This is a genomic window from Winogradskyella litoriviva (assembly GCF_013249065.1).
GTDB classification, from domain to species: Bacteria; Bacteroidota; Bacteroidia; order Flavobacteriales; family Flavobacteriaceae; genus Winogradskyella; species Winogradskyella litoriviva.
This window is the reverse complement of record NZ_JABRWQ010000018.1, coordinates 1-3,752: the sequence shown is the minus strand read 5'-3', so window position 1 is coordinate 3,752 and position 3,752 is coordinate 1. Positions and strand designations below refer to the sequence as shown.

General features: G+C 31.1%; 2 protein-coding genes. Both read right to left on the bottom strand.

Annotated features, from left to right (window positions below; genetic code table 11):
* Positions 1–3,439: choice-of-anchor L domain-containing protein (locus HNV10_RS16990; RefSeq protein WP_173302643.1), on the bottom strand; the 3,439-nt coding region annotated here is incomplete at its 3' end.
* 134 nt (positions 3,440–3,573) lie between these two features.
* On the bottom strand, positions 3,574–3,744 hold the full coding sequence (locus HNV10_RS16985) for a T9SS type B sorting domain-containing protein (protein WP_317166907.1): 171 nt from the start codon (positions 3,742–3,744) through the stop codon (positions 3,574–3,576).
* Positions 3,745–3,752: the final 8 nt, after the last annotated feature.

Below are 3,752 nucleotides of genomic sequence, written 5' to 3'. Positions count from 1 at the left end.
ATTCAAAATAAGAGAAGTCTACGTTATATTGTCTTCCGTCAAGAATATCTAATTCTATTTCTGTTAAGTCCCATTCTTGCGTATAGTTATAATTATCAGCACAGTCTATTAAAGATTTTCCAAATTTAACTTCAGGAAGTGCTAAAGTGCTCACTCTAATTGGTTTTATTTCAAAACAACCGGAAACCGCGTTTTCAATGCGAGTATATAGTATTTGAGGGTTGTTTGTAGCTGTGAAATTTACTGGCAATGGGTTGGCATTAGCCTCTGCACTAACCTCTGAAAGGTGAAACGTAATGTTTAGGTCAGTTGGGCTGTTTTCACTTATTTCTATAATTTTTTCATTTAAATCTGTAGTTGCTAAACCTGTGTTATTTATATCACACTCTAAAACGTCTGTTGGATTATTATAAATAGGAGCTTGACGAATTTCAATCTGCATTGGAGCTACTTTAAAGCATCCAGCGTTATCTGCATTCTCCAGGCGAACAAAAATTGTTTGTGGATTTGATGAAGGAAGGTAACCTATTGTTTTATCGATAGGATCGATATTGTTTATGGCATTTTCTTCAGATTCAAAATAGAGTACTTGCATGTTGGTCTGGTTCCTAATAACCTGAATATCTTTATCTATAAAGAAGAATTCTGAAGGTTGGTTTGGGTCTATCACACAATTAATGAAATCTGGAATAGGAATTAATTGTGGATTGGCATAAACTAATATATCGTAAGGAATAATGGAGAAACATTCTGAATTAGAATCCTCTGCTCTAATGTAAAGAGTAGTTGTTGAGGTTGTATAATTAATTAAATTATCAATTTTAGATTCATCTTCTATAGCACTGTCATAGCTTTCAAAAAAAGTAAAAGTTAGATTACTTAAGTTGTTAGATAAAATAGGAATTACATCTTCTAAATTTACAGTAGTTATTAAATCTTGGTCATCATCGCAGATAATTAAGGGTTCAGGATTGTTTATTTCTATGACGTTTGTAATATTTACTTGTAGAGTTGTAATATTATAACATCCAGTAAATATATTAGTCATTCTAACATAAAAAACATGTTGATTTTCGATTATTTCGTAATTATCTGTAATTTCATTTTCTTGGTTTTCAGCATCGTCAAAATTGTTGAAAAACTCCACAGGTCCTGTAATTTCTAATTCTTGTAGAAAGGAATCTTTAAGAGGAGGTATAGTAATCATAGTTGTATTACTTTCAATACCTGGACTTCCGCAGTAATCAATTGTTTGAGGTTGAATGTTTAAACCATTACTTAAATTTAATGTTATTTTAGAGCTATGTGTGCAACCTTCATAAGACGATGCAATATATAGACTTTGGTTATCTTCTAGAGTGAAAATAGAATTTTCATCTAAAGGATTTACTTGAAGATTTCTGTCCTCTTCCGTAGCATAAATTGAAAGGTCAATTTCAAAACCATCTTTAAGTTCTAAAATCAATTCGGATAGGTCCATATCATATATGCCATCGTTAGAATTGTCATCACATCGTTCAATTATTTTTTCTTTTTCTAGAAGATTAAATAATAGGTTTTTATGAATCTCAATGGTCATGTAAGTTGGGCAGTTTTCTTCTACAAACCTTATAGAAATAGCTATTTCTGTGCTGTTATTAGTAGTAGTAATCGTTGGAGGAATACCAGCTATCAACATTTCTAAATTTGCAGTTACCTCTGGAAATTCTGCTTCGAGCTCATCAAAAAGATCAAAGATGTTATAGGTAACAGGTAAGTTGTTATAGTTATATGTTATTCCATTTATAGTTTCTGATAAATTTGGACTTAAGCAATCGTTGATAATATATCTACCAATGTCTGGTTGAGGCAAATAATTTAAATGAATTGGTACAATAGAAGCACAAGGATTTAAGATACTTTGAACTCTAGCATACATTGTTGACGGTTCGTTTTCAAAATTTGGAAATTCACTGAGTTCATTTTCTAAATTAATGGCGTCATTTTCCGTAAGATAATAAGAAACAGTAGTGTAAAACTCAAAATTAGAAACTGCAAAATTTATATAGAAAAAACTGGCTAATCCGATGTCTGCAACTGCGTAATTACAAATATCTAATGTTAATTCGTAGGTGTTGGGTGCATTGTATACTGAAATATTAAAGCTACCGAGTTGCAAACAATCACCAGTTAAACTCTCTATTCTCACAAATATAGTATGTGTGACGTCTGTGTTTTGAAAAAGACCAGTTATAGGATTGGTATTAGCTTGTGCATCTTCAATACTTAAGTGATAAGATAATGTATAGTCGTTTGATGGCAATGCTGCATATATTTCATCATCTTTTAATAATGAAAAATCAAAGTCATAAAGACCATCACCAGGAGCAACATCGCAAATAGTTATATCTTCAATTGGAGCTGCATCTTGATACGGTGTAATTTCAATTTCTATGGAATCATTTAAAATACAATTGTCATTTGTAGAAGGAATTAAAACTTCAACATCATAGGTTCCAGATTCATTGACTTCTAAAGTTGAATTAGTTTCACCTAAAATTACATTACCATTTAAAAACCAAGTATAAGTAGCTGCTGTGTTGTTTATGTCTGCATTTAATGTTAGGTCACTGCCGCAAATACTTTGGTCAGGACCTAAATCAATAGCATTGCCAAAGCTCTCAGAATCAATAAAAACTGCAGAATCAAAACGTTGGTCAATATGGTCAGCTATTATCAATTTTATATGGTAGAGCGTATTAGGAATAATATCTGCTCTTGCTGTTAAAATTTCAGTACGACCATTGTAATTAGTATCTCCAATATTATAGTCATCAAAATAATCGTCGTTTTGGGATTCGCAAAATCCATTAATATTTGGGTGGATTGTATTTGTGCTTATTTCTATGGCTGTATCTGCAATCGTTGCAATATTTATATATGGATCTGAAGTGCCAGCTCGTTTTATTAGGATTGCAAAAACATCTTTAAAATTACATGGGTATTCTTGCTGGTACTCATCTGAAGCGAATATATATTTAAAGGATAAAAAATTATTTACAGACTCAAAATCAAATTCTATAGACGTTGCATTTAAAGTTTGAGTAATACCAGTAATGGTTTCAAGATCTGGGTCAGTTGCCCAATCAATATTTCCTTCACTTAAGTCTGTAGCTATTAGGTTATTTCCGGCAGCCGCAACACTACCTGTTGATAATACTAATCCATTTTGAAACGGAAAATTTGAAGTTTCATTATTAAAAGTACCATAGCTAATAATATTATTTACACTTCCATTAATTGATGAAGAAACATTACTTGCGCTTGCACAACTACTTCCAACTAAATTTTGAATAAGTGTATTAGGTTGTTGAGTGTTATCCGTAGAAATTTGTTGCGCATATATACAAAATACATGCGTGAAAAGGAATAGAAATAAGCAGATGCTTTTCTTTTTCATTTCAACTTTTAAATTAGAAAATAGCAATAACAGAAAACGAAGTTTTCTTTTTTTAATAAAAGTAATAAAAAATAAAGTAGAACATAAGGCAATCAGGTTAACTTCTTATTTGACAGGTTATAATGTTTATTATTTTAACGTTTTAAGGAGAAGTGTCCTAAAACCTCAAAAGTTTTACCATTTTGTACAATTGTAGCAACAAACCAATAATCACTGGCAGGCATATTATTACCATTATAGGTGCCGTCCCAACCTAAACTATCGTGATTTAATTGTTTAATTAGTTTGCCTTTACGGTCAAAAATATTGACAA